Below are 19,884 nucleotides of genomic sequence, written 5' to 3' on the forward strand. Positions count from 1 at the left end.
CGGAACGGATTTGTCTGCTAATAACTTGACTAATAATTGCGTAGAATAACAGCTATAAAGGATAGTGCACCAATCACGGAGGGTAGAATCGTGTAGAAGCGATCAGCATAGGCCAGACGAGCTTTTCCCGGTTCTACATATATGACGTCGTTTGGATGCAAATAGTAAAAAGGAGATTTAAACAAGTCGCGCTGGTTCATATTGACTCGGCCGAATTCCCGTTTACCATTAGTCTCCCGGATAATCATGACATTGTCGCGTCGGCCATAGATGGTAATGTCTCCGGCCAAACTCAGGGCTTCTGTCAGCGTCATTTGTTCGTTTGGTACGCTGAACATGGATGGTCGGGCTACCTCACCTAGTACCGATACTTTGAAGTTCAAAAATCGGACCGCTACCGTCGGTTCTTTCAAATATTTTTTAAGTTTCTCCTGAATTAAATCCCGTGCGCCGGTCGATGTCAGCCCGGCAATTTTTATTTTTCCTACCAATGGTAATTGAACGTTGCCTTCTGCATCTACCAGGTAACCAACAGCGCTTGTAACCGGAACCTGCCCTTGAAAAGAGTTTAGATTCATACGCTGTTCGATACCGGCGTAGGGGTTAAAAAAACTACTGGCTTCCGGGTTCAGACTATTGACATTTATACCTAATAAATCATTGATTTGAATAACCGGTACATACCGGTTCGTAATTTCCTGAACGATTGCCGTGCTGTCAGCGAGGGGGCCTTGAAAATAAGTGATCTGTTTTTGGGAGATGCAGGACGAGAAACCAATGATCATTAGACCGAATACGAGCCAATTCCAATTCTTCATGTGTTTATGTTAAATAACCTTTATAAATACTGATTTATCCGACAGAAAGACGAGACCGAAGATCTAGACGCCCTTGAAATAGCCTTTCTAAAGCTATTTATTTAAAGTCCTGATGAAAAACGCAAAAAAAATTTCGTAAGTGTTTTGTTTTTATGGTAACAAAATACGTACCGTATCCTAAAATTATGGCCATCAGTTTTAGGAATTGCAAAAATATTTTCTCATTTTTCGGTGTCGAATGAGTTATCAGACTTTTAACGGTTGATCGCGACCCCGTGAATTGTGCGAATTCATAATCGACACTGTACAGACTATGAATTTATCTTTGCAATTACTTAGTCCGGTATTTTGGTATTAATCTTTATCTCTTGTCTTTTTTGCCATGCGAAAGTATGAATTGACCGACTCCCAGTGGGAAAAACTAAAGGATATGATGCCCTCTAACAATCGCCCCGGTCGCCCGTGGCGCTCCCACCGTCAATCCATTAATGGTATTCTCTGGATCTTAAATTCCGGCGCGCCCTGGCGTGATCTGCCTGAACGTTACGGTTCCTGGAAAACCATTTATGATCGTTTTCGTCGCTGGCAACGCGATGGTACCTTGGCTAAAATTCTGACGCTTTTGCAATTGAATTTCCCTGCTGTAACCGCAACAGAAAATTATGCACCGGTTACATCGGAGCAACCCCTTCATCAGTCTGTTAGTTAGATACAAGCGTGTATTTCGACATATCAGCTAACGTTTCATTCGTCTCAATAGACGAATACAACTTACGCTTTTGATTCCTTTCAATATACGTTGAAAAGAATGGTGCAACAGAGATAGAAACCTTTACAGTTAAAGTAACTATTAAAAAATAATGCTACTTTAAATCTAAAAACATTAAATCATTCTGTTTCCATTATTCGCTTACAAGAATTATCAGTCAAAAAGGCCGAGTAACCTCAAACAAGCTTCTTTGTAATCGGTAAATCAAATTTAGTGAAAGTTGTTCTAATCCAAGATACTTGTCCGTAAAATAAACTATAAATATGCTTTTTGCCATTTGGCGGTTACTTTAACTGCCAGTTCTCAAGTTACCTTTTTTAAGAATTGCCGGACAAGTATTGGTACGCTTTCACTTAAATGGTTACAAAATTTATGCCAGTTAAGCTTTAAGAAAGAGGTAATATTGGGATAGTGCAAAAGAAAAGTCGGATTTGAACAGATGTTCACAATCCGACTTAAAAAGTAACATTAAGTAACTTAGTGAGGGTCCTGGTTAAGCAATAATTTGCTTAGATAGAAGATCGAGATATAAATCAGTACCCAGTACCTCTTCGGGGGTTTCGATTGTGCCAATCTGTAGCAGAAAATCACGCAGGTCCGCTGTGATTTCGTAAGTGAGGTACAACCGACGATCAAAAAGAATCGGCGCTTCTTCTAAATCGCAGATGGAATAGCGCTCGTGGTTAAAAGCTACTCTTTTAGTAAGCTGCTGATGCTGAGACCTAAAAGAGTCGGCACGTTGTTCTAATTCATGTTGGTCAAGGAATTTGTGAATGTAATTCCAGCCTTCCCATTGTTCCGGATACTTCGTTAAGTAGTGCCAGAACAGATCATAAATTTGTTGCAGGCTACGGCGACAATAGGTTTCACGGTCGCAGCCGGCTTCAGGAATAATGGGATCAAGGAAAGACAACACATTGTTCAGGTTCTTATCCCGGTACCCAATCACCGGAATAATAGGTGTCTGGGTCATATGGGAAAGAAAACCAACTCCTTTACGGGCCCAAACGTTCTGAGCACCAAAGCGTACCTGGATTTCTTTATCTTCCTGGCGGTTTAAACCCGTAGTACTGGTAACACCGTCAATAAAGATAACCAGAGAAGTGCCGGCCCGCAATGCACGGATGACCTGAAGAGTCGATGACGGCTGCTCGGCATCCAGCATTTGAAAGGAGTTGGTTAGCTTATGCTTTTTCTGAAGCCCTTTGATGGTTGCCCAAATGTCCTTTCCCTGTTGTTGATAGGTACCACTACTGACCATCAGCGTAACGTCAAGGCCATTTCGGTACAGATACGTAGCCATTAGCCGATAAGAGCCCAAGTGAAAAGTGCAATAAATATTGGGCCGTGGGCTACTAATCAGTTCCTGAATGGGTCCTTTCGTCTGAATCAGATCGTTAGCGGTCAGAAATTGCTGATCAAAGGTTGTGTAGACCTGCTGAAGCAGCAATTTCTGAAAAAGTTCCTCGTGCTTCTCAATCGGAATCTCTGGCAGGATGTTCTGAACACTCGCCGAGAACGTGGTAAACTTAAAGAGATAACCTTGCTCTTTCCGAAGGTCCAAAGATTCGAATTGTTGGCGACAACGATCCAGTTCTCTTTGATATTGATGCACGAAGTTGCTCATAAACAATATAGATTAAGAAAGTGCCAGTTGGTCAGCGTTCGGCTGTAGACCGAGGAATGTAGGGATCCATTCGCAGCAGACCTGTTCTTTGCCCCCCTTTGCGGCCAACAAGGCATTGTCATTGGTTTCATTTTTAGCTATTACATTCAGGTTTGTAGTAGCTGCATTCAACATTTGTTTAGCTGATTTGATAACAAAGTTCTTTTTCATGACGATAGATGATATTAAGTGATTCAAATGAAACTTGTCATCAATCGACCATTTTTACCCGGGATTATTCTGCCGATTGATTAAGACAAAATTACCGGGTTATAGGGGGCTAGAGAATAGCAGCTTTTGGCTAAAAATTTATGCGGCTCTAGTAACTAATTACTATTATTTGTTAGTAACTTAGCAGAGTTCAAACGAAAAGAACACGATTTAGAGTAATCATGACCGAAGTACCGCTAAATCTGACGTATGTAAGAAGGCCCTTTAAGAGTCTGAGCATTCTGCTGTTGGCAGTACTGACTTTTGAGGCATTTAACTGGCTATTTGCTTTTGAAAGGAAGCTGGACATAGTCCAAAAATTTGGTGGCTTGCTGGGTTACCTATGGATTATTTTTCGGGGAATGCTTCTGCCAGAAGTATCTACTCTTGTTATCCTGTTAATGCTTCTGAATACCTTTCATGACGCCTGTCGAATCAAGAACCTTGAACTGACCCCTAAAAACATCCTGAATTATGAGGTGAAAATTCTACCTGTTATGCTATTTGCGTTCTTTCTGTTTAATCCGGTAACGCAAACCATTCGGTATCTACTGGTAGAGTTTCCAAACTACAGCTTCGCCTACTACTTAGAAAATTATCTTCAAGGTACATATAACATCAAAGTTTATTTTATGTATCTAATTCCGGTTCTGATTATGGGGTACGGAGCCGTGAACGGTTCCTTGCTGGTTGATTTACTCGAAAAACGCCGACAGCGAAAACGGAACAGTGAATCCGCCAATCCATTTCAGTCGTTAATTCCACAGGCGGGTGCTTATTTAACCCACCTGAAAGTGAAAAGTACGCATGGTGAAACCATTATCGCCGTACAGGACTGTTATTGGTTTGAGACAGAAGACCGGTATTACTATGCCGTGCATCCTGCGGGCCGGTTTGCCATCGCTAAAACAATGAACGAACTGGCAGCGGAGCTGAATCCGGACATGTTCTTCCGAACCAAACGCAATTGCATTATTAATCTAAGTTTTGTTATAAGTTATTCCCATTGGGAAAATGGTAAGTACATTATCCGAATGCGGACTCCTAATAACGACGAAACCGATATGCCCCGTGCTCGTCTTCAAGAGTTTAAAAATCGGCTTGTACAGTTCTCTGTTCAGGAAGTTGAATACCTTCCCCCTAAAAGTGAAATTTTGTAAGGAATAAAAACTGAAAACTGTTCTAAGTCAGCTCTCAGAGGTAATCCTTTACAGAAATTCCAAAACGCGCTAAGTTACGACAACTTCCTAAATCCAGTTTTTGTGCCATGTTAGTTTTATGATTCGCCAGAGTCCGATAACTAATGTATAACCGGTCCGCAATTTCATGACCAGGTGTTCCCACCGCTATTAAGCGAAGAATTTCAAGCTCCCGTTCCGTCAACCGATTTAATTGCTGTTTTACCTCATCGGTCATGACATTCATTCCATAGTTCTTCAGCAACAATAAAAATCCCGGGCTATAGTAAAAACCGCCACTGCTGATGGTTTGAAAACATTTATAGAGTTCATCTAAGCCATCATTAGCGTACAAAAAGCCATAGAAGCCCTGTTGCATTGCGTTGGCTACCAGCTTCAAATCAGGTTTGCTGGTATATAGAATAAACTTTGTCCGTTGATTATCCGAACGAGCCTGCTGGACAATGTCAACGCTACGTCGGCCAGAGATTTCTGACTCCAGTATCACACACTGGGGTTGCTTAACCCTTATCTGCTGAAGTGTGTCCTCCATTTCAATTGCCTTTCCAACTACATTATACCCTTGTTCTTTCAGTAATTGACACAGTACCTCACAAGTAAACAATTCTGCCTGGGCTACTAAGATGGAAAAGTCTTTTCGTCGAAGGGAAAACGAAGGCGAAGACGATTCCTGTTTTGAATTTGTATTGTTCATGATAAAGATAGCAGCCTTTCTTTTGAAGCTACAAATTAACATTCCTTAGAGATTCATCGAGCAAATTGAAATCATTACTTTTTTGTGTGAAATCACCAAAATACAGCTTTGGTTCTTCTGAATCTTCTTACTTACCGGATACATAAAAACTGAAGAGGAAACCAACAAAAAAATCGGGTGCTATATACGGTAATTTTGGTTATTTCACGCGTAAAAGTGGTTATTCTGTACGAAATGACTTTTTATATACTATTTGACGATGTAGTTTTCACTTGTAATTCACAGCAAGACTCCGAAACTCAAGGAACTCAACTACTAAATCAATAACAATGCGGAACGTTAAAAATTTAACTGGACAACAAATTGAGCAACTCCGTCAAACGATTCGTGAGAGCCAGAACAACGTGTTGAAAAAACGTTGCCAATGTGTATTGTATAGCTACTACGGTTTAACGGTTACTGAACTGATGGAAATGTTCGCCGTGGATCGTCGCAGTATCTATAACTGGATGAATCGCTGGCAGCAGGATGGTGTTCAGGGGTTGCAGGACAAACCCGGCCGTGGTCTGAAGCCGAAGCTGAACCCAGACGATCAGCAGCACGTTGAAAAAGTAATGAAAGCAATGAAGTCGTTCCCGAAGGAACCTCGTCAGGTCCTGCAACAAATCAACCACCAGCTTCCAAAGCCTATTAGCCAGGACACTCTACGTCGCTTTGTAAAGAAAATATCGAGGTTGGACAGCATGGCTGCCTGACTATCAAGTTATAGGTTGAATAACTAATGGTGAACTACTCCCGTGGCTATCACCATTAGTTATTCAGCAACATCATGAAATGACCGTTCCTAGTAAACGGCCGATTTCAATATCTACTTTTTTGTAGTGCATGTATTCCAGCATGAGCCGATCGCTTTCAACCGGATCGTTCGTCTGGCTAATTAGCTGTTTTATTTCCTTCATTTGCTGTTCGGCAACCAGCTTTTTCAATCGCAGGATATTGCCAAACGCGGCATCTGCTAATTTATCAACTTCTGTTGGTACGTATATTTCGTGTTTCTGCCAGTTTTCGCTGAGCTGATGCCGAACCGTAACCAGGCTAATCGCCTGGTGCTGGAAATCCTGATTGAGGTGACGCAGAAAATAATCTGCGGTTCGTATTTCACTGGATAGAAACCCCTCCCGAATTTCATTCAACATTTTATTAAATATCGGCGTCACGAATTCCATTGTACCCAGTTCACTTAACATATAGTGGCAGACCGAAATGTCCGGTTCCAGTTCATGTGCCCCGTAATTAATCAAAAGTCGAATGCATTCTTCTTCCTGATAGAAGAGAGGAGAACGGTTTTTGGAAGGTAACGGATCCGCTGTTTTGGGAGCCGTCGGGGGAGATTCTACCGGGAATTCATGCAAAAGCTCCGTTAAATCGGGAGGGGCGGAAACTGAACTCTGCTGATTTACCCGGTTTGAAGGCCCCGCTTTTTCCTGTTGTTTGACTTGCTGCTTCTGCTGATTCAGCAACATCCGGTTGCTTTCCGAAATCAGTGTTTGCTCATCAACCTGGAGTTGACGTGCGGTTTTCTGAAAAAATACCTGCCGTTTAATCGGATCAGGAATTTTTGAAATGCTCTGGATGACTTCCGAAATAATTTCCGCCCGCTTGAACGGATTGTCACCCGCATCTTTCAGCAGGATATCGGTTTTAAACGTAATAAAATCGTTGGAATGCCGACTGAGGTAACTCCGAAACGCTTCGGCCCCCACTTTCCGCACGTAGCTGTCCGGATCATCTCCATCGGGAAACGTTGCGACACTTACATTCAGCCCCTCTTCCAGCACCATATCCAACCCCCGTAAGGCCGCTTTGATGCCCGCAGCGTCACCGTCGTACAAAATGGTTACGTTCTGAGTGAAGCGGCTAATCAAACGTATTTGCTCGATGGTTAACGAGGTTCCTGAAGAAGCGACCACATTTTTGATCCCCGCCTGGTGCAAGGATATGACATCCGTATAGCCCTCCGTTAGGTAGCAGATGTCCTCCTGCCGGATCGCATTTTTGGCCTGAAAAATACCGTATAGAACCTGACTTTTGTGATAGACTTCCGTTTCGGGTGAGTTCAGGTATTTAGGCTGGTTTTTGTCCGTTTTGAGGATGCGCGCTCCAAACGCAATAACCCGGCCCGAAACGTTATGAATCGGGAAGATAACCCGACCGCGAAACCGATCGTAGGTTTTACCGCCTTCTTTCGACAACACCAAACCGGCTTTTTCGAGCAATTCCGGACGATAGCCCCGGCGACCGGCTTCCTGAAGTAGGGCGTCCCACTGGTCCGAACTATAACCGAGTTCAAAAGCCTGAACGGTATTGTCCAGAAAGCCGCGTTCCCGGAAATAACTCAGCCCGATGCTATGGCCTTCTTCGGAGGTTAACAAATGTGAATGATAATAATCTTTCGCAAAGTTCAGGACAATAAACAGGCTTTCCCGTTCATTTTGCTTAATCAGCTCATCCGGCGTTAACTGTTCCTCAGCTACCTCAATACCGTATTTCTTTGCCAGATGGCGCAGAGCTTCCGGATAGCCGATGTTTTCAATGTCCATGACAAACCGCACGGGGTCACCCGCTTTGCCACAGCCAAAGCATTTATAGATTTGCCGACTGGGCGATACATTGAAAGACGGGGTCTTTTCGTTATGAAAAGGACAGCAGGCAATCCAGTTTTGCCCCCGCTTTTTAAGCGAAACATAATCACTAATAACGTCGATAATATCCGCCGACTGACGGATGCGGTCGATGGTTTCTTCCGGAATACGCATAATTCAAAGGTACACAACTCCCGGCGCTTTTGGCAATGTTTTTGTATCTACGACTTTTGAGTTATATTAACCTTACTTACTGTTATTCTTCCTACAATATGATGGATTTTACAACCCGACAGTCAGCACCATTCTCATTAAAACAATTGCTTGAGCATGCAATATTTCTTGTGGTACTATGTTTCCTGTTCGCTGGATTAAACAGTTGCCGTAAGCCGGGCGATACGGATGTCGTTTTACCTCAATCCAAAACCGCCGATCAGTACACGGCGGATGTTGCGCTCCAATGGTCAGCAATGCAGTTATTTCTTATTCAGCATACGGCTGGATTTACGCCACCGGTCGCTTCACGGTCACTAGGCTACGGGGGGCTGGCTCTGTACGAAGCCGTAGTCCCCGGTCTGCCAACGCACCAGTCGATGGCCGGGCAGTTAGATGGTTTGAAGAACTTGCCGCGCGTAGACCCACAAGCCGACTATCATTGGGCGGCCTCTGCAAACGCAGCAGAAGCTCAGATGCTGCGAATGCTCTTTGCCAACACCAGTGAGGCAAACAAAGCCAAAATTGATTCGCTGGAAAACCGACTCGTGGCCGGGTTCCAATCTGAAAATCTTAGCGATGCAACACTGGAGCGATCCACGGCTTTTGGAAAGCAAATTGCCGATGCGGTTTTCGAATGGTCCAAAGCCGACGGCGGGCACGAAGGCTATAATCGAAACTTCCCGGCGGATTATAAACCTCCGCTTTTCAACGGGGCCTGGCAACCGACCGAGAATGGCCGGAAAATTCCGATGCAGCCGTACTGGGGCCGAAACCGTACCTTTTTAACCAGCAATGCCGTCCTTCCGATGCCCAGGCCACTTCCGGTGTCGGCTGATGTAAAATCGCACTATTTCGCTCAGTATCTGGAAGTATACACCAAAAATAAGTCCTTAACGCAGACGGAGAAGGAGATTTCGATCTGGTGGGCCGATGACCCGAGCGAAACCTTTACACCTCCTGGACATTCGTATAACCTGGCCCGGATCACTATTCAAACGGCCCGGGCGGATTTGGGTACGGCAGCCGAAACGCTCGCCCGAACGGGGATAGCCGTGGCCGACGCCTTTACGGTTTGCTGGAAATGTAAATATGTCTTCAATAATGAGCGCCCTTACACGTTTGTGCGTCGGACGATTGATCCGAGCTGGACACCGTTCTGGCCTGCTCCGCCTTTTCCCGGCTATACGTCCGGACACGCCACGCAGTCAGCGGCAGCGGCTATTGTTCTGGCTGGCATCTACGGCGAATCCTTTTCATTTACTGATAACTCGCACGTCAGCCGAATCCGGGATTTGAAACGGAATACTGATTTTAAGGCGCGGAGTTTTACATCGTTCTGGCAGGCGGCTGAAGAGTCGGCGTATTCGAGGTATCTGGGCGGTATTCATACCCGGCAGGATAACGAAACCGGCCTGAGTACTGGAAAGATAATCGGGCAGAACATTAACCGGCTGTCATGGAGAAAATAAAAAGAGTGATGAGGTAGGTACAAACCCGCTCATCACTCTTAACTTTTAATTCCTTATTCTTAATAAGCCCGTACGCCTTTGCCTTCCATGTAGTTAACGAAGGCTTTATTGACGACTTTGTTGCCGCCCGGTGTTGGGTAATTACCCGTGAAATACCAGTCGCCGGAATGGTTTGGGCAAGCTTTGCGGAGGTTTTCAACGGTTTGGAAAATCACCGCTACGTCTGCTTTCAGGTCTTTCGGCGTTACGATTTCAGCCACCTTATTCGAAATCTGTTCGTGGGTGAATGGCTCGTACAACGCCTTGACATAGTTCGTCGCCGACGCATTGCCGGATTCGATGGCGGCCACACACTGCGCGTAGATTTCATCCATCCGGTTGTCCAGACCGCTTTCCTGCAATAACTGCAACGTGGCCCGGAATGCCACAAACTCTTTCATTTTGGACATATCGATACCGTAGCAGTCGGGAAAGCGGATTTGCGGAGCAGACGAAACAATGATGATTTTCTTGGGTCCCAGCCGGTCGAGCATTTTTAGAATGCTCTTTTCCAGCGTCGTACCCCGAACGATGGAATCATCAATGACCACCACGTTATCCACACCCTTCCGGATTACCTCAAAGGTGGTGTCATACACATGGGAAACCATTTCATCCCGCTGAGAGTCATCGGTAATAAACGTCCGGAGTTTGACATCTTTCGAAACCAGTTTCTCAACTCGCGGACGGAACGACAGCACCCGATCGAGGTCTTTCTCGAACAGAATGCCCTCCATAATGGCTTTCTTGCGCTGTTTGGCCAGATGTTCTTCCAGTCCTTCCACCATTCCGAAGAAAGCGGTTTCGGCGGTATTCGGGATGTAAGAGAATACCGTGTTCTCCAGATCGTAATCAATTTCCTGTAAAATCTGCGGAATCAGCAACTTGCCGAGCATTTTGCGCTCGCTGTAAATATCCGGATCGGAAGCACGCGAGAAATAAATCCGTTCAAAGCTGCACGACCGTTTTTCAATCGGTTTGACAAATTCATGTTCGCCGTATTCGCCGTACTTGTCAACGATCAGTGCATGACCGGGTTTCACTTCGTGAATCTGTTCGTATTCAACGTTAAAAGCCGTCTTGATCGCTGGTTTTTCGGAGGCCACCACCACCACTTCATCATCGGCATAATAATACGCCGGGCGAATCCCTGCCGGATCGCGGGCGACAAACGCGGCTCCGAAACCCGTCATGCCGACCATCGCATACCCGCCGTCAAAATCGCGGCAGGAGCGGTGCAGCACCCGTTGCAGGTCCATGTTGTCCTCGATGATATCCGATAGGTCGGGGTTTTCGTAAATGCCCTTGAACCGGTCGAATACGCGCTGGTTTTCTTCGTCCAGGAAGTGGCCGATTTTTTCCATGACGGTGACGGTGTCCACCTCGTCCTTGGGGTGTTGACCTAAGGAAACCAGTTTCTTGAACAACTCATCAACATTGGTCATGTTGAAGTTACCGGCAATCACCAGGTTGCGGCTGCGCCAGTTGTTCTGGCGGAGCATCGGGTGGCAGTTTTCAATTTCGTTGGCACCGTGGGTGCCGTAGCGCAGGTGGCCCATCAGAACTTCACCCGTAAAGGCGAGGTTTTCCTGTAGCCAACGGGCGTCGCGGGCTTTATCCTTGTTTTTCTTAAGTGCTTTGCGGAATTTCTTGTTAATCTTCTGGAAGATGTCGGCGACCGGTTGGTTGGCTACCGAGCGGTAGCGGCTGATGTAGCGGTGGCCGGGGGGTACGTCAATTTTGATGTTGGCAACCCCGGCGCCGTCCTGGCCCCGGTTTACCTGTTTTTCCATCAGCAGATACAGTTTGTTGATGCCGTATAAATGAGTGCCATACTTATCGATATAATACTGGTATGGCTTGCGGAGCCGGATCAGGGCAATTCCGCACTCGTGCTTTATGGCGTCGCTCATGCCTGGTGCTTTAGTTGTTATGAAGGTAACTTCCGAAGATTGATTTTCGTTCAATTGGAGTTAAGGCAAAGTTACGAAAAGGACAAAGCCGAACCTTTACCGTTAACAAGACTTTTTTTGTTGGTCCTTTCAGCGGGGCAAAAATCGCTCCAGAAGCTTCTGAAATGATTTTTGTCTATTTATTTTAATAAAAAGCTATTCACTTATAAACGTTCAATCCACCGCAGTAACCAGTCGGGTTTAAAAAACAGCAGCACAACCGGCAGGGCCAATACGGCCGCTAAAACAAATTGGGGCCGACTCAACGCTTTAACAACGGGCTGGTCGGTAAGGGTTGGGCGGAAGTAGAGCAAAAACGGTATCCGGAGGTAGTAAAAGAGGGAGATAACGGCATTTAGCAGGCCAAAGCCAAACAAGGCGGGCAGCCACGGATTTCCGTTTGACTGATACGCTTCCAGCAGTGACGAAAAAACCAGCAGCTTAGCCGTAAAGCCTACCGTTGGCGGCAGGCCGGTCAGCGCAATCATAACCGCCGTCAGTGCAAAGGCAAGAAACGGTTGGGTAAATCCTAATCCACTGAAATCCTGAAGCGAAAGCCGTCCGTCGTGCTGGTGGGCCAGCAGGTCAATCAGCAGAAAAGCCGCCATGTTGATGAAGACGTACGTGGCTACATAAAAAGTCGAGGCTTCGAACCCCGTTTCGTTGAAACTCACAATGCCTACCAGCAAAAAACCAGCGTGGGCAATGGACGAGTAGGCCAGCAGCCGTTTGGCGTCGGTTTGCCAGAGGGCCGACAGGTTACCCAGGGTAATGCTGGCCAGGGCGATAGCGGCCAACGGGATCTGAAAATTAGCGGGCAGGGCAGTCAGTATCCGCATGAGCACCAGCAGGGCTGCGGCTTTCGGACCCACCGAGAAAAACGCCACAACGGGTGTAGGCGCAGCTTCGTAGGCGTCGGGTGTCCAGACATGAAACGGAACCAGCGACAGTTTAAACAAAATACCAGCCAGCGTCAGAAAGCCCGCAATGTAGATAACAAACGAATCATTGCTCGTCAGGGGTTCGGCCGATTCGGCCAGCGACAGGGTGCCGGTCAGACCATACAGCAGCGACATGCCGTAGAGCATGATGGCCGAACTGACGGCACCAAAAAGTAGGTATTTCAGACCGCCTTCCGACGCTTTGCGGTCGGTTGAAAGTGCTGTTAACAGATACGAACTAATCGACACTAGTTCAATGCTGAGGTAAACCGTCAGTAGGTTGACGGCCATAGTCATCAGGTACAAGCCGAGGAGCATGGCCAGCAGAATCGGGAGCCAGTCGAGCGGAAAACCGTTTCGCGGGGGCAGCAGCCAGGCGTGCAGAATAGCGAAAAAAGCCGCCAGCGTGACCACCATTTTATAGAATACCGCCTGGTTGTCGAGCAGCAGGGCCGAACTAAATAGAAAACCCCGGGGCTGCGACCATTGTACGGCCAGCAGGACGCCAGCCACCACCACCGCCATTAGCGAAAGTGCGTAGACAACAGAACGGTTTCTGGCATTGGTCAATTGGCTGAACGAACCTTCCATGAGTTCCGGTTTTGGACTGAACTGCCGGACTTTTGAACGGGGCATCAGAACCAAATCCGCCAGAATAACGATACCGATAGCAAATACCAGCGCAAGCTCCGGCCAGAAACCGGCCAGGCTCCGTATACTATCGTTCAGTTGATCAATGAGTTGCAAAGCGAAGAAAAATGGGCAGATTTTGACGGCGGTAAAGGTACAAAAAAAGCGTACTGGTTTTCGGATTGGTTCGTTATCTTGTACGGCCGTAGGTCGTATAGGCTCTTTATCAACAGTTTAAACAATGATTTTCTAATGAAGGCAATGCTGATTTCGGGCCTGATTGTTCTGGGCCTGGCAACCGGAACCCGGGCTCAGGGTGTTTTTCTGACGGATGTGAATGGGCAGGTGTTGCAGGCTACCAAGTATGTCGATGTACAGGGATCGCCGTATCTGAACGAAGCCTGGAAGGAAGGGACGGTAATGGCCGCTACCAACAAATTATATCCAAACCTGAAATTACGCTACGACGTGTATGGGGCGGAACTGGAATACCAGCAAAACAACCAGACGTACCGACTGAGTCCGGGTGCCATGAAGGAATTTCGGATTATCGACAGCGGGGAGATGATTTTCCGGAACGGTTTTGCCGCCGTCAACAACAATACGCCCACCACCTTCTATCAGGTTCTGGTGGACGGTCCTGCGAAGCTGCTCAAGCAATTTAAAGTGAATATGATCGAAAATAAACCGTTCAACTCCGCCACGGTAACGAAAGAATTCCAGAAACAGGAGTTGTATTTTGTGGCGAAACCGGACGGGACGGTCCAGCGGATTCAGAAAAACAAAAAATCGGTATTGGCCGCTCTGTCCGATCAGAAAGACCGCCTTGAAAAAGTTATCAAAGAGCAGGACCTCAACCTCAACGATGAAACCGGGCTGATTGCGGTAGTGGAAAGATATAATGCAAAGTAAGGCAACGAGATGAGACCAGAGGAAACACCGTTGCCAGAAACGTACGGCTGCTTGTCTCTCCTCAATTTTCCCTGCTAAAGCCTTGGGCGGAATAGGGGAACTCCATTTCGTTACCTTTTTGTTACGATTCGATGTTCAATCTAAATACATTACTGCGAGATGAACGCTTCAGAAAAACCGATTCGGGGGACAATCGTGGCCGGTGATCGCATTCAAAGATCCCCAGGCGAAGTGATTGCCGGGAATCCGGAGGCCAGACGAGCACTGCATAACGCCCTGATGCGTCATCAAGATGGGTTTGACAGCCTTCCCAATCGGTATCCAACGGCTTTACACCGGCTGAAAGACGTGATCAAGTCCGGAGTGTTGGGAAATATCAGACTGGTTCAGGTTAGCTGTTATTGGAAACGCGACGAAGGATATTATACTTCTGGAAGCTGGCACGGTCGCCGGGAGCTTACGGAAGATGCGTTATATACTCATTTTTTTCACTACATCAATCTGCTTCACAACCTGTTTGGTGGTATAAGGCCGACCGAAGCCCGGCTGATGAACCTAGACCACCCGACTGATAGGGACGACAACGGATTTGTGTTGTTCAGCCTGTCGGGTGGTGGAACGGGCTGCCTGAGCTTTGCAACGGCGACCTGGGGCAGCACGTTTGAAAATAGCCTTACCCTGCTGGCCGAAAATGGTAGCATGAAAGTAAGTGGCGACTATCTAGACCGGGTAGACTATTGCTATATTCGAAATCATAACAGGCCGGAATGGGCTCCGGCCAATTAGTCACGCTTCTGAAGCACTTTATAAACATGCGAAATTCGCCGACGGGCAACCGGCAAAACCAGGCCATTCGTTAACGTAATTTCAACCTGGTAAGTCGATAGCCGTTCAAATCGTACGATATGATGCGGGTTAATAAGTGCCCCGCGGCTAATGCGGATGAAATCAGGAAGAAGTTTTTGCCATCGTATCAGCGTTTTTGCCGTCATCAATTTCGGCGCATTATGACGGTGCAACAGGCTATAATTACTGTTGCCCTCCAGCCAAATGAGATCAGAGAGCGGTAAAGGAGATTTATACCCTCTGAGTTGTAATAAATCGGTTTTCGGCTGCATTACGAGGGAATCGTCAATTGGTGGGAGACGTTCCGCAAAAATTGACGGACCTGACCTGCTTCCGTAGTTAGTTCGCAGCGATCTGCTTGTAAATAATCATCCAGTACAATTTTGGCTGTTGCCGTTGCGATCCGTTGAATCCGACCGCTCTGACGGGCCCATAAGCTGTACCCGTAAACAGCATGGGGGCCTTCTTCCAGAACCGCAAATCCGTAAGGAGTTGCGTTCCCCGCCGGGTCGTGCCACAGGATAAACCACCGGGCCTGCGCCATAATCTGCGATAAAGAAAGGCGTTTCTGCGCCCAGACTTTAGAGTGATACAGGAACGCTTCATTAGCAATTGCTGCTACTTTTAAATCCAGGGCCGACGGAGCGGCCTCAGGAAGCGTTTCAGTAAGTTCAGTTTCAATTCGATTGCGTTGAGTAAACCAGAAAGACATTTCAAATAATGAGGATAGCTCACCTGCAAAACAAGACACGCTGCCTCCGGGGCAACTGCTGTACGATCGTGAGTAAGGTTCATTTCATTTCGTCCAATTTCAATGCCATTTTATGCGGTTTATCGTTCAGTTCGTAAAATTTTTTTCAAAATAGGTTTTATCCATACCGCTTTACAGGTTTTAAAACCGGAAAGTCAGGTCAGGGGCGTTGTTACTCTTTCAGGTGATTTGGTATACAGGTTGTCAGACAAACAGCTTACGGAAAAGGCTGTTTTATAGGTCTGTAGAAGAGCTTAGTTTCAACCCCGTGTCTGCGAAAATAAACGGTGGACTTTTTATACACCGGGAATGGTTAGCAAGTCTGAAGGAGTATAAAGGGCCGGGTGCATGTAAGAATACCGCTGTTCTTACCCGGGCGAAGGAAGAGAATGAGGAGGTGAAAATTGTTATTCGTCCACGACCAGAAGGCATCTGCCAGCAGAGAAAAATCGAACAAACCGCCCGGAAACGCGTTTATGGACAAAGGGTTTTTCTCTGATCTGAAAAATGAGATAGTGCGCCTGTGATTCAGGTGCTTGCAGTTGATTGATTTTTATGAAGCCACTTATACTGGTAGTAGACGACGATGAGGACGATTTGTGGCTACTGCAAAAAGCGATGCTACAGATTGGTGGAATCTGTCAGATTCATCCGTTTACCGATGCTGCAAGTCTTTTGCGTTATATGGACGGGTCTGATTCTCTTCCTAATCTGATTTTAATTGATTTCCACCAGCCCCGAATGAACGGACTGGAACTAACGGAAGCACTACGGGCCAAATCCGCATTGGAAACCGTTCCGTTAGCCTGGATGAGTTCCGAAATAGATCCTAGCTGGGAAACCTATTGCCAGAAACTCAATGTTGCCTGGTGCTGGATCAAGCCTAATGACTACACCGCCTGGCAGAACTTCGCCCGTACCGTATGCGGTTTGCTGGTGAAATCCGGATTTGAGATGAACAACCGGTTGGATTAAATGGGTAGATAAATTCTGAACGTACTGCCTTGACCGGGCTGACTATGGGCGGTAATGGCGCCCCCGTGATTTTCTACCACTTTCTGACAGATCGCCAGCCCAACGCCGGTGCCGCTGTAGGCCGACCGCCCGTGCAATCGCTGAAAAACCTCAAAAATACGGTCGGCGTGTTTTTCGTCAAAACCAATACCGTTGTCAATGACGCTGATCAGGTGGTAGCGGCTGGCGGGCCGGGGAAGCTTGATTTTTTCCGGCAGTTCGTGGGCCATCAGGGCGGTGTACGTAATCTGGATAGACGGCGCGGTATCCGGGCGACGAAACTTAATGGCATTCGACACCAGATTCTGAAAAAGCTGGCCAAACTGCGAAGCATCCCCGGTCAGAGTCGGTAGCGGATCGTGCTGGACGGTAGCACCCGACTGATGAATTTGTAATTCAAGTACTTCCAACACCTTAGTGACAATTTCTGTCAGCGAAACCGGGTCATAGGTCTGCTGGCGGGTCGAAACACGCGAGAAGGCCAGCAAATCCCGGATCAATTCCGACATCCGCCGGGCCGACACCTGCATCCGGTTGATCAGATCCTGGCCGGTTTCGCCCAGATCAGCGCCATGCTGAGTCTGCAACAGACTTCCAAACGACTGAATTTTGCGTAACGGTTCCTGCAAATCGTGAGAGGCTACGTACGCAAAACGCGTCAGATTCTCGTTGGACCGGCGTAGTTCCAGATTCGATTCGTTCAATTCCTGCGTGCGGGCCTGCACCTGGCTTTCCAGCTCGGCTTCAATTCGTTTCTGCTCGTGAATATCCGTCGCCGTTCCAACCCAGAGCGTAATCGTTCCGGTTTCGTCGTGGATGGGTAGTGCGCGGTTGAGATGCCAGCGGTACATACCATCCAGACCCCGGCGGTATCGGTTTTCAACCACAAAAACGTCGCCCGATGTCAGGGCTTTATGGTAGGCGGCCAGGGTTGCCGGCAGATCGTCCGGATGCACCACCGCCGGCCAGCCCTGGGTTCTGGTTTGCTCCTCGTCCAGACCCGTGTAAGTGTACCATTGCTGATTGTAAAACGTAATTTCTCCTTCGGGCGTGTTGGTCCACGTCATGGGCGAAATCGCTTCGAGCAGCGTACGAAACCGGGCTTCACTCGCTTCGACCTTCCGGCGGGCCAGCACCTGCTCGGTAACGTCGATAGCTATGTTTAGAATCGCATACACTTCTCCGTCGGAATTACGCAACGGTTTATAGGTATAGTTAAAATAATACGTATTGAGCTGGCCGTCCACCATCAGTCGGGCTTCGGCTTCCTGCGACGCGTGTTCAACACCGGTCCTGTAAACCCGGTCCAGAATGTCCAGAAACGGCTGCCCTTGCAACTCAGGAAGGGCCTCCCGCAACGGTGTTCCCTTGATGGTATCATCCTTCCCCCAAAATTTGAGCATGATTTGGTTCGGCATTTCAATCACCATATCCGGCCCGGTGTACAGCGAAATAGCCACCGGAGCCTGCTCAATCAGGTTGCGGAAACGCTGTTCGCTCTCTGCCAGGGCCAGTTTGGCCTTTACCTGCGGGGTGACCTCAGAGGCCAGCACCATAACATCTGTGATGTCTCCGGCTTCGTTACGCATGGGCGCGTACACGAAATTGAAATAGGCGTCTTCCAGCTGATTGTTGCGGTATAAGCGCGTCAGGGTTTCAAAACCGTAGTGCGAAGTCCCGGTTTTATACACTTTTTGTAATAACTCCGCAAAACCTTGTCCATGAATTTCGGGCAGAGCGTCCAGCAGCGGCAGCCCAAGAATGGTAGCATCTTTCCCCCATAACTTCAGGATAGCCTCGTTGGCGGTTTCAATGACAAGCCTTTCTCCGCCCAGAATACCGATAGCAACCGGGGCCTGAAGCACCAGGTTACGGAAACGGTCTTCGGCCTTTTTAAGCACGGATTCGTTTTCTTTCTGCTGGGTAATATCGAGCGCAATGCCGGAAAACGAAACCGGCTTTCCGGCGGTATTGTAGAGATACTGGCCCAGCACTTTCACCCAGTGAACCTCCTGGTTGGTCCAGATATAGCGCGCTTCATAAGTTAAGGTGCCGGTGCGTTGCGCTAGCTGGTAGGCTTGCTCCCGAACCGGAACATCCAGCGGATGCAGGTGTTCCACCAGGCTGTTGCGCGTCAGACCGAGCTGCTCGGTACCGGTCAGAATGCGGACCAGTGCCGGAGAGTAAAGAACTTCATTGGTTTCCAGGTCAACCGAAAACGACCCGGAACCCGACCCTTCCAGGGCTAAACGGGCCTGCTGCTCGGAGAGGGCGGTTTTTTCCTGCGCCAGTACGTCGTCTGTTGTATCGTGGGCAACTCCCGAAAACCGGTAGGGTTGCCCGGCTGCGTTGAAGTGCGCCTGACCCATAAAACGAACCCAGCGCAGTCTGCTGTCCTGTACGCCAATAGTCCGGAAACTAATGTCGAAACTACCACCCGACTGCGGGGTTAATGCCCGCTGAGCGGCTTTGCTGACCCGATCCTGATCATCGGGATGAATGCAGCGGAGAACCTGCTCAAAGGTGAGCTGATTGCCTTCCGTCAGCCCCAGGTAAGCCCGGCACCGGTCGTCGGCGATGACCGCGTTCTGAAGCAGATCAAGATCCCAGGTTCCTAACTGAGCGGAGTCCAGAGCAATACGCAGGCGTTCCTCGCTTTCGGTGCGTAACTGTTGCAGGGCTACCCGTTCGGTAATGTCCTGCATGGAACCCACCATGCGGATTGCCCTGCCGTCCCGGTGCATGATGTAGCCCCGGTCGTAGACGATGGCGTAGGAGCCATTGGCCCGCCGAAACCGGTACTCTGCCGACCAGTTTTCGCCCCCCTGGTCGATGATGCGGTGAATACCGCCTATAATACGTTCTTTATCTTCCGGATGCACATAATCGGACCACGATTCCAGGCCGTAATCGGCCGGTGATCCGGGGTGACCAAATAATATAGTATATCCTTCGTTCCACCAGACGGTATTGGCTTCAAGGTTCCAGTTCCAGACGGCGTCCCGGGTTGCCTTAGTCAGTAGTTCAAATAACCCATTACTCGTTTCTGAGTCCGTATTCACAAACTTATCTCCCTCTTTTAAAAAAATGCAGTTTTAAAGGTACCCAAATGCACC

17 protein-coding genes are annotated in these 19,884 nt (G+C 47.9%); 7 read left to right on the forward strand and 10 right to left on the reverse strand.

What is annotated here, in order from left to right; genetic code table 11:
* Nucleotides 1-29: 29 nt before the first annotated feature.
* Nucleotides 30-818, reverse strand: a complete 789-nt coding sequence (locus LX87_RS03445; RefSeq protein WP_111626758.1) for a polysaccharide biosynthesis/export family protein — start codon at nt 816-818, stop codon at nt 30-32.
* A gap of 382 nt (nt 819-1,200) precedes the next feature.
* Here LX87_RS03445 and LX87_RS03450 point away from each other — a divergent pair, with 382 nt between their 5' ends.
* Nucleotides 1,201-1,527 carry a transposase gene (locus LX87_RS03450; protein WP_111626759.1) on the forward strand — a complete coding sequence of 109 codons (327 nt, stop codon included), beginning with the start codon at nt 1,201-1,203 and terminating at the stop codon, nt 1,525-1,527.
* A 553-nt stretch (nt 1,528-2,080) separates the two neighbouring features.
* On the opposite strand, the gene LX87_RS03455 is transcribed toward LX87_RS03450, so the two are convergent.
* Nucleotides 2,081-3,214, reverse strand: coding sequence for a lysophospholipid acyltransferase family protein (locus LX87_RS03455; protein WP_111626760.1), 1,134 nt, complete (start codon nt 3,212-3,214; stop codon nt 2,081-2,083).
* A 12-nt stretch (nt 3,215-3,226) separates the two neighbouring features.
* Nucleotides 3,227-3,424 carry a hypothetical protein gene (locus LX87_RS03460; protein WP_111626761.1) on the reverse strand — a complete coding sequence of 66 codons (198 nt, stop codon included), beginning with the start codon at nt 3,422-3,424 and terminating at the stop codon, nt 3,227-3,229.
* Between the two features lie 221 nt (nt 3,425-3,645).
* Here LX87_RS03460 and LX87_RS03465 point away from each other — a divergent pair, with 221 nt between their 5' ends.
* Entirely contained in the window at nt 3,646-4,623 is a 978-nt protein-coding gene (locus tag LX87_RS03465; protein ID WP_111626762.1) for a LytTR family DNA-binding domain-containing protein, read from the forward strand.
* 34 nt (nt 4,624-4,657) lie between these two features.
* Here LX87_RS03465 and LX87_RS03470 read toward each other — a convergent pair whose 3' ends face one another.
* Nucleotides 4,658-5,356 carry a response regulator transcription factor gene (locus LX87_RS03470; RefSeq protein ID WP_111626763.1) on the reverse strand — a complete coding sequence of 233 codons (699 nt, stop codon included), beginning with the start codon at nt 5,354-5,356 and terminating at the stop codon, nt 4,658-4,660.
* 329 nt (nt 5,357-5,685) lie between these two features.
* Here LX87_RS03470 and LX87_RS03475 point away from each other — a divergent pair, with 329 nt between their 5' ends.
* Nucleotides 5,686-6,111: a helix-turn-helix domain-containing protein gene (locus tag LX87_RS03475; protein ID WP_111626764.1), complete on the forward strand. Its 426-nt coding sequence runs from the start codon at nt 5,686-5,688 to the stop codon at nt 6,109-6,111.
* Between the two features lie 72 nt (nt 6,112-6,183).
* Here the strand turns inward: LX87_RS03475 and dnaG are convergent, their stop codons facing one another.
* Nucleotides 6,184-8,172 (reverse strand): DNA primase, encoded by a 1,989-nt coding sequence (gene dnaG, locus LX87_RS03480; protein ID WP_111626765.1) that lies wholly within the window; start codon nt 8,170-8,172, stop codon nt 6,184-6,186.
* Nucleotides 8,173-8,468: 296 nt separating this feature from the next.
* Between dnaG and LX87_RS03485 the strand changes: the two genes are divergently transcribed.
* Nucleotides 8,469-9,683, forward strand: coding sequence for a vanadium-dependent haloperoxidase (locus LX87_RS03485; RefSeq protein ID WP_310587883.1), 1,215 nt, complete (start codon nt 8,469-8,471; stop codon nt 9,681-9,683).
* Between the two features lie 59 nt (nt 9,684-9,742).
* On the opposite strand, the gene LX87_RS03490 is transcribed toward LX87_RS03485, so the two are convergent.
* Together LX87_RS03490 and LX87_RS03495 are read right to left on the reverse strand one after the other, a co-directional pair.
* Nucleotides 9,743-11,635 (reverse strand): amidophosphoribosyltransferase, encoded by a 1,893-nt coding sequence (locus LX87_RS03490; RefSeq protein ID WP_111626766.1) that lies wholly within the window; start codon nt 11,633-11,635, stop codon nt 9,743-9,745.
* 203 nt (nt 11,636-11,838) lie between these two features.
* Entirely contained in the window at nt 11,839-13,362 is a 1,524-nt protein-coding gene (locus LX87_RS03495) for an NADH-quinone oxidoreductase subunit N (protein WP_111626767.1), read from the reverse strand.
* A gap of 135 nt (nt 13,363-13,497) precedes the next feature.
* Between LX87_RS03495 and LX87_RS03500 the strand changes: the two genes are divergently transcribed.
* Together LX87_RS03500 and LX87_RS03505 are read left to right on the forward strand one after the other, a co-directional pair.
* Complete coding sequence (locus LX87_RS03500) at nt 13,498-14,157, forward strand: hypothetical protein (protein WP_146624419.1); 660 nt, start codon at nt 13,498-13,500, stop codon at nt 14,155-14,157.
* Between the two features lie 159 nt (nt 14,158-14,316).
* Entirely contained in the window at nt 14,317-14,943 is a 627-nt protein-coding gene (locus LX87_RS03505) for a Gfo/Idh/MocA family protein (protein WP_111626769.1), read from the forward strand.
* On the opposite strand, the gene LX87_RS03510 is transcribed toward LX87_RS03505, so the two are convergent.
* Both LX87_RS03510 and LX87_RS03515 read right to left on the reverse strand, forming a co-directional pair.
* Nucleotides 14,940-15,275: a LytTR family DNA-binding domain-containing protein gene (locus tag LX87_RS03510; protein WP_111626770.1), complete on the reverse strand. Its 336-nt coding sequence runs from the start codon at nt 15,273-15,275 to the stop codon at nt 14,940-14,942. The genes LX87_RS03505 and LX87_RS03510 overlap by 4 nt on opposite strands.
* Nucleotides 15,275-15,715 carry a hypothetical protein gene (locus LX87_RS03515; RefSeq protein WP_111626771.1) on the reverse strand — a complete coding sequence of 147 codons (441 nt, stop codon included), beginning with the start codon at nt 15,713-15,715 and terminating at the stop codon, nt 15,275-15,277. The genes LX87_RS03510 and LX87_RS03515 overlap by 1 nt, the downstream gene beginning before the upstream one ends.
* A 594-nt stretch (nt 15,716-16,309) precedes the next feature.
* Between LX87_RS03515 and LX87_RS03525 the strand changes: the two genes are divergently transcribed.
* Nucleotides 16,310-16,729 carry a response regulator gene (locus tag LX87_RS03525; RefSeq protein WP_111626773.1) on the forward strand — a complete coding sequence of 140 codons (420 nt, stop codon included), beginning with the start codon at nt 16,310-16,312 and terminating at the stop codon, nt 16,727-16,729.
* Here the strand turns inward: LX87_RS03525 and LX87_RS03530 are convergent.
* Nucleotides 16,726-19,830, reverse strand: coding sequence for a PAS domain-containing sensor histidine kinase (locus tag LX87_RS03530; RefSeq protein ID WP_111626774.1), 3,105 nt, complete (start codon nt 19,828-19,830; stop codon nt 16,726-16,728). The genes LX87_RS03525 and LX87_RS03530 overlap by 4 nt on opposite strands.
* Nucleotides 19,831-19,884: the final 54 nt, after the last annotated feature.

The sequence above is a fragment of the Larkinella arboricola genome (genome assembly GCF_003259745.1).
GTDB classification, from domain to species: domain Bacteria; phylum Bacteroidota; class Bacteroidia; order Cytophagales; family Spirosomataceae; genus Larkinella; species Larkinella arboricola.

Coding starts and splice junctions, on each gene's coding strand:
- LX87_RS03465 (WP_111626762.1), top strand. CDS start 3,646: ATGACCGAAGTACCGCTAAATCTGACGTATGTAAGAAGGCCCTTTAAG.
- LX87_RS03445 (WP_111626758.1), bottom strand. CDS start 818: ATGAAGAATTGGAATTGGCTCGTATTCGGTCTAATGATCATTGGTTTC.
- LX87_RS03460 (WP_111626761.1), bottom strand. CDS start 3,424: ATGAAAAAGAACTTTGTTATCAAATCAGCTAAACAAATGTTGAATGCA.
- LX87_RS03485 (WP_310587883.1), top strand. CDS start 8,469: ATGCAGTTATTTCTTATTCAGCATACGGCTGGATTTACGCCACCGGTC.
- LX87_RS03505 (WP_111626769.1), top strand. CDS start 14,317: ATGAACGCTTCAGAAAAACCGATTCGGGGGACAATCGTGGCCGGTGAT.
- LX87_RS03450 (WP_111626759.1), top strand. CDS start 1,201: ATGCGAAAGTATGAATTGACCGACTCCCAGTGGGAAAAACTAAAGGAT.
- LX87_RS03510 (WP_111626770.1), bottom strand. CDS start 15,275: ATGCAGCCGAAAACCGATTTATTACAACTCAGAGGGTATAAATCTCCT.
- LX87_RS03475 (WP_111626764.1), top strand. CDS start 5,686: ATGCGGAACGTTAAAAATTTAACTGGACAACAAATTGAGCAACTCCGT.
- LX87_RS03515 (WP_111626771.1), bottom strand. CDS start 15,715: ATGTCTTTCTGGTTTACTCAACGCAATCGAATTGAAACTGAACTTACT.
- LX87_RS03500 (WP_146624419.1), top strand. CDS start 13,498: ATGAAGGCAATGCTGATTTCGGGCCTGATTGTTCTGGGCCTGGCAACC.
- LX87_RS03455 (WP_111626760.1), bottom strand. CDS start 3,214: ATGAGCAACTTCGTGCATCAATATCAAAGAGAACTGGATCGTTGTCGC.
- LX87_RS03470 (WP_111626763.1), bottom strand. CDS start 5,356: ATGAACAATACAAATTCAAAACAGGAATCGTCTTCGCCTTCGTTTTCC.
- dnaG (WP_111626765.1), bottom strand. CDS start 8,172: ATGCGTATTCCGGAAGAAACCATCGACCGCATCCGTCAGTCGGCGGAT.
- LX87_RS03525 (WP_111626773.1), top strand. CDS start 16,310: ATGAAGCCACTTATACTGGTAGTAGACGACGATGAGGACGATTTGTGG.
- LX87_RS03490 (WP_111626766.1), bottom strand. CDS start 11,635: ATGAGCGACGCCATAAAGCACGAGTGCGGAATTGCCCTGATCCGGCTC.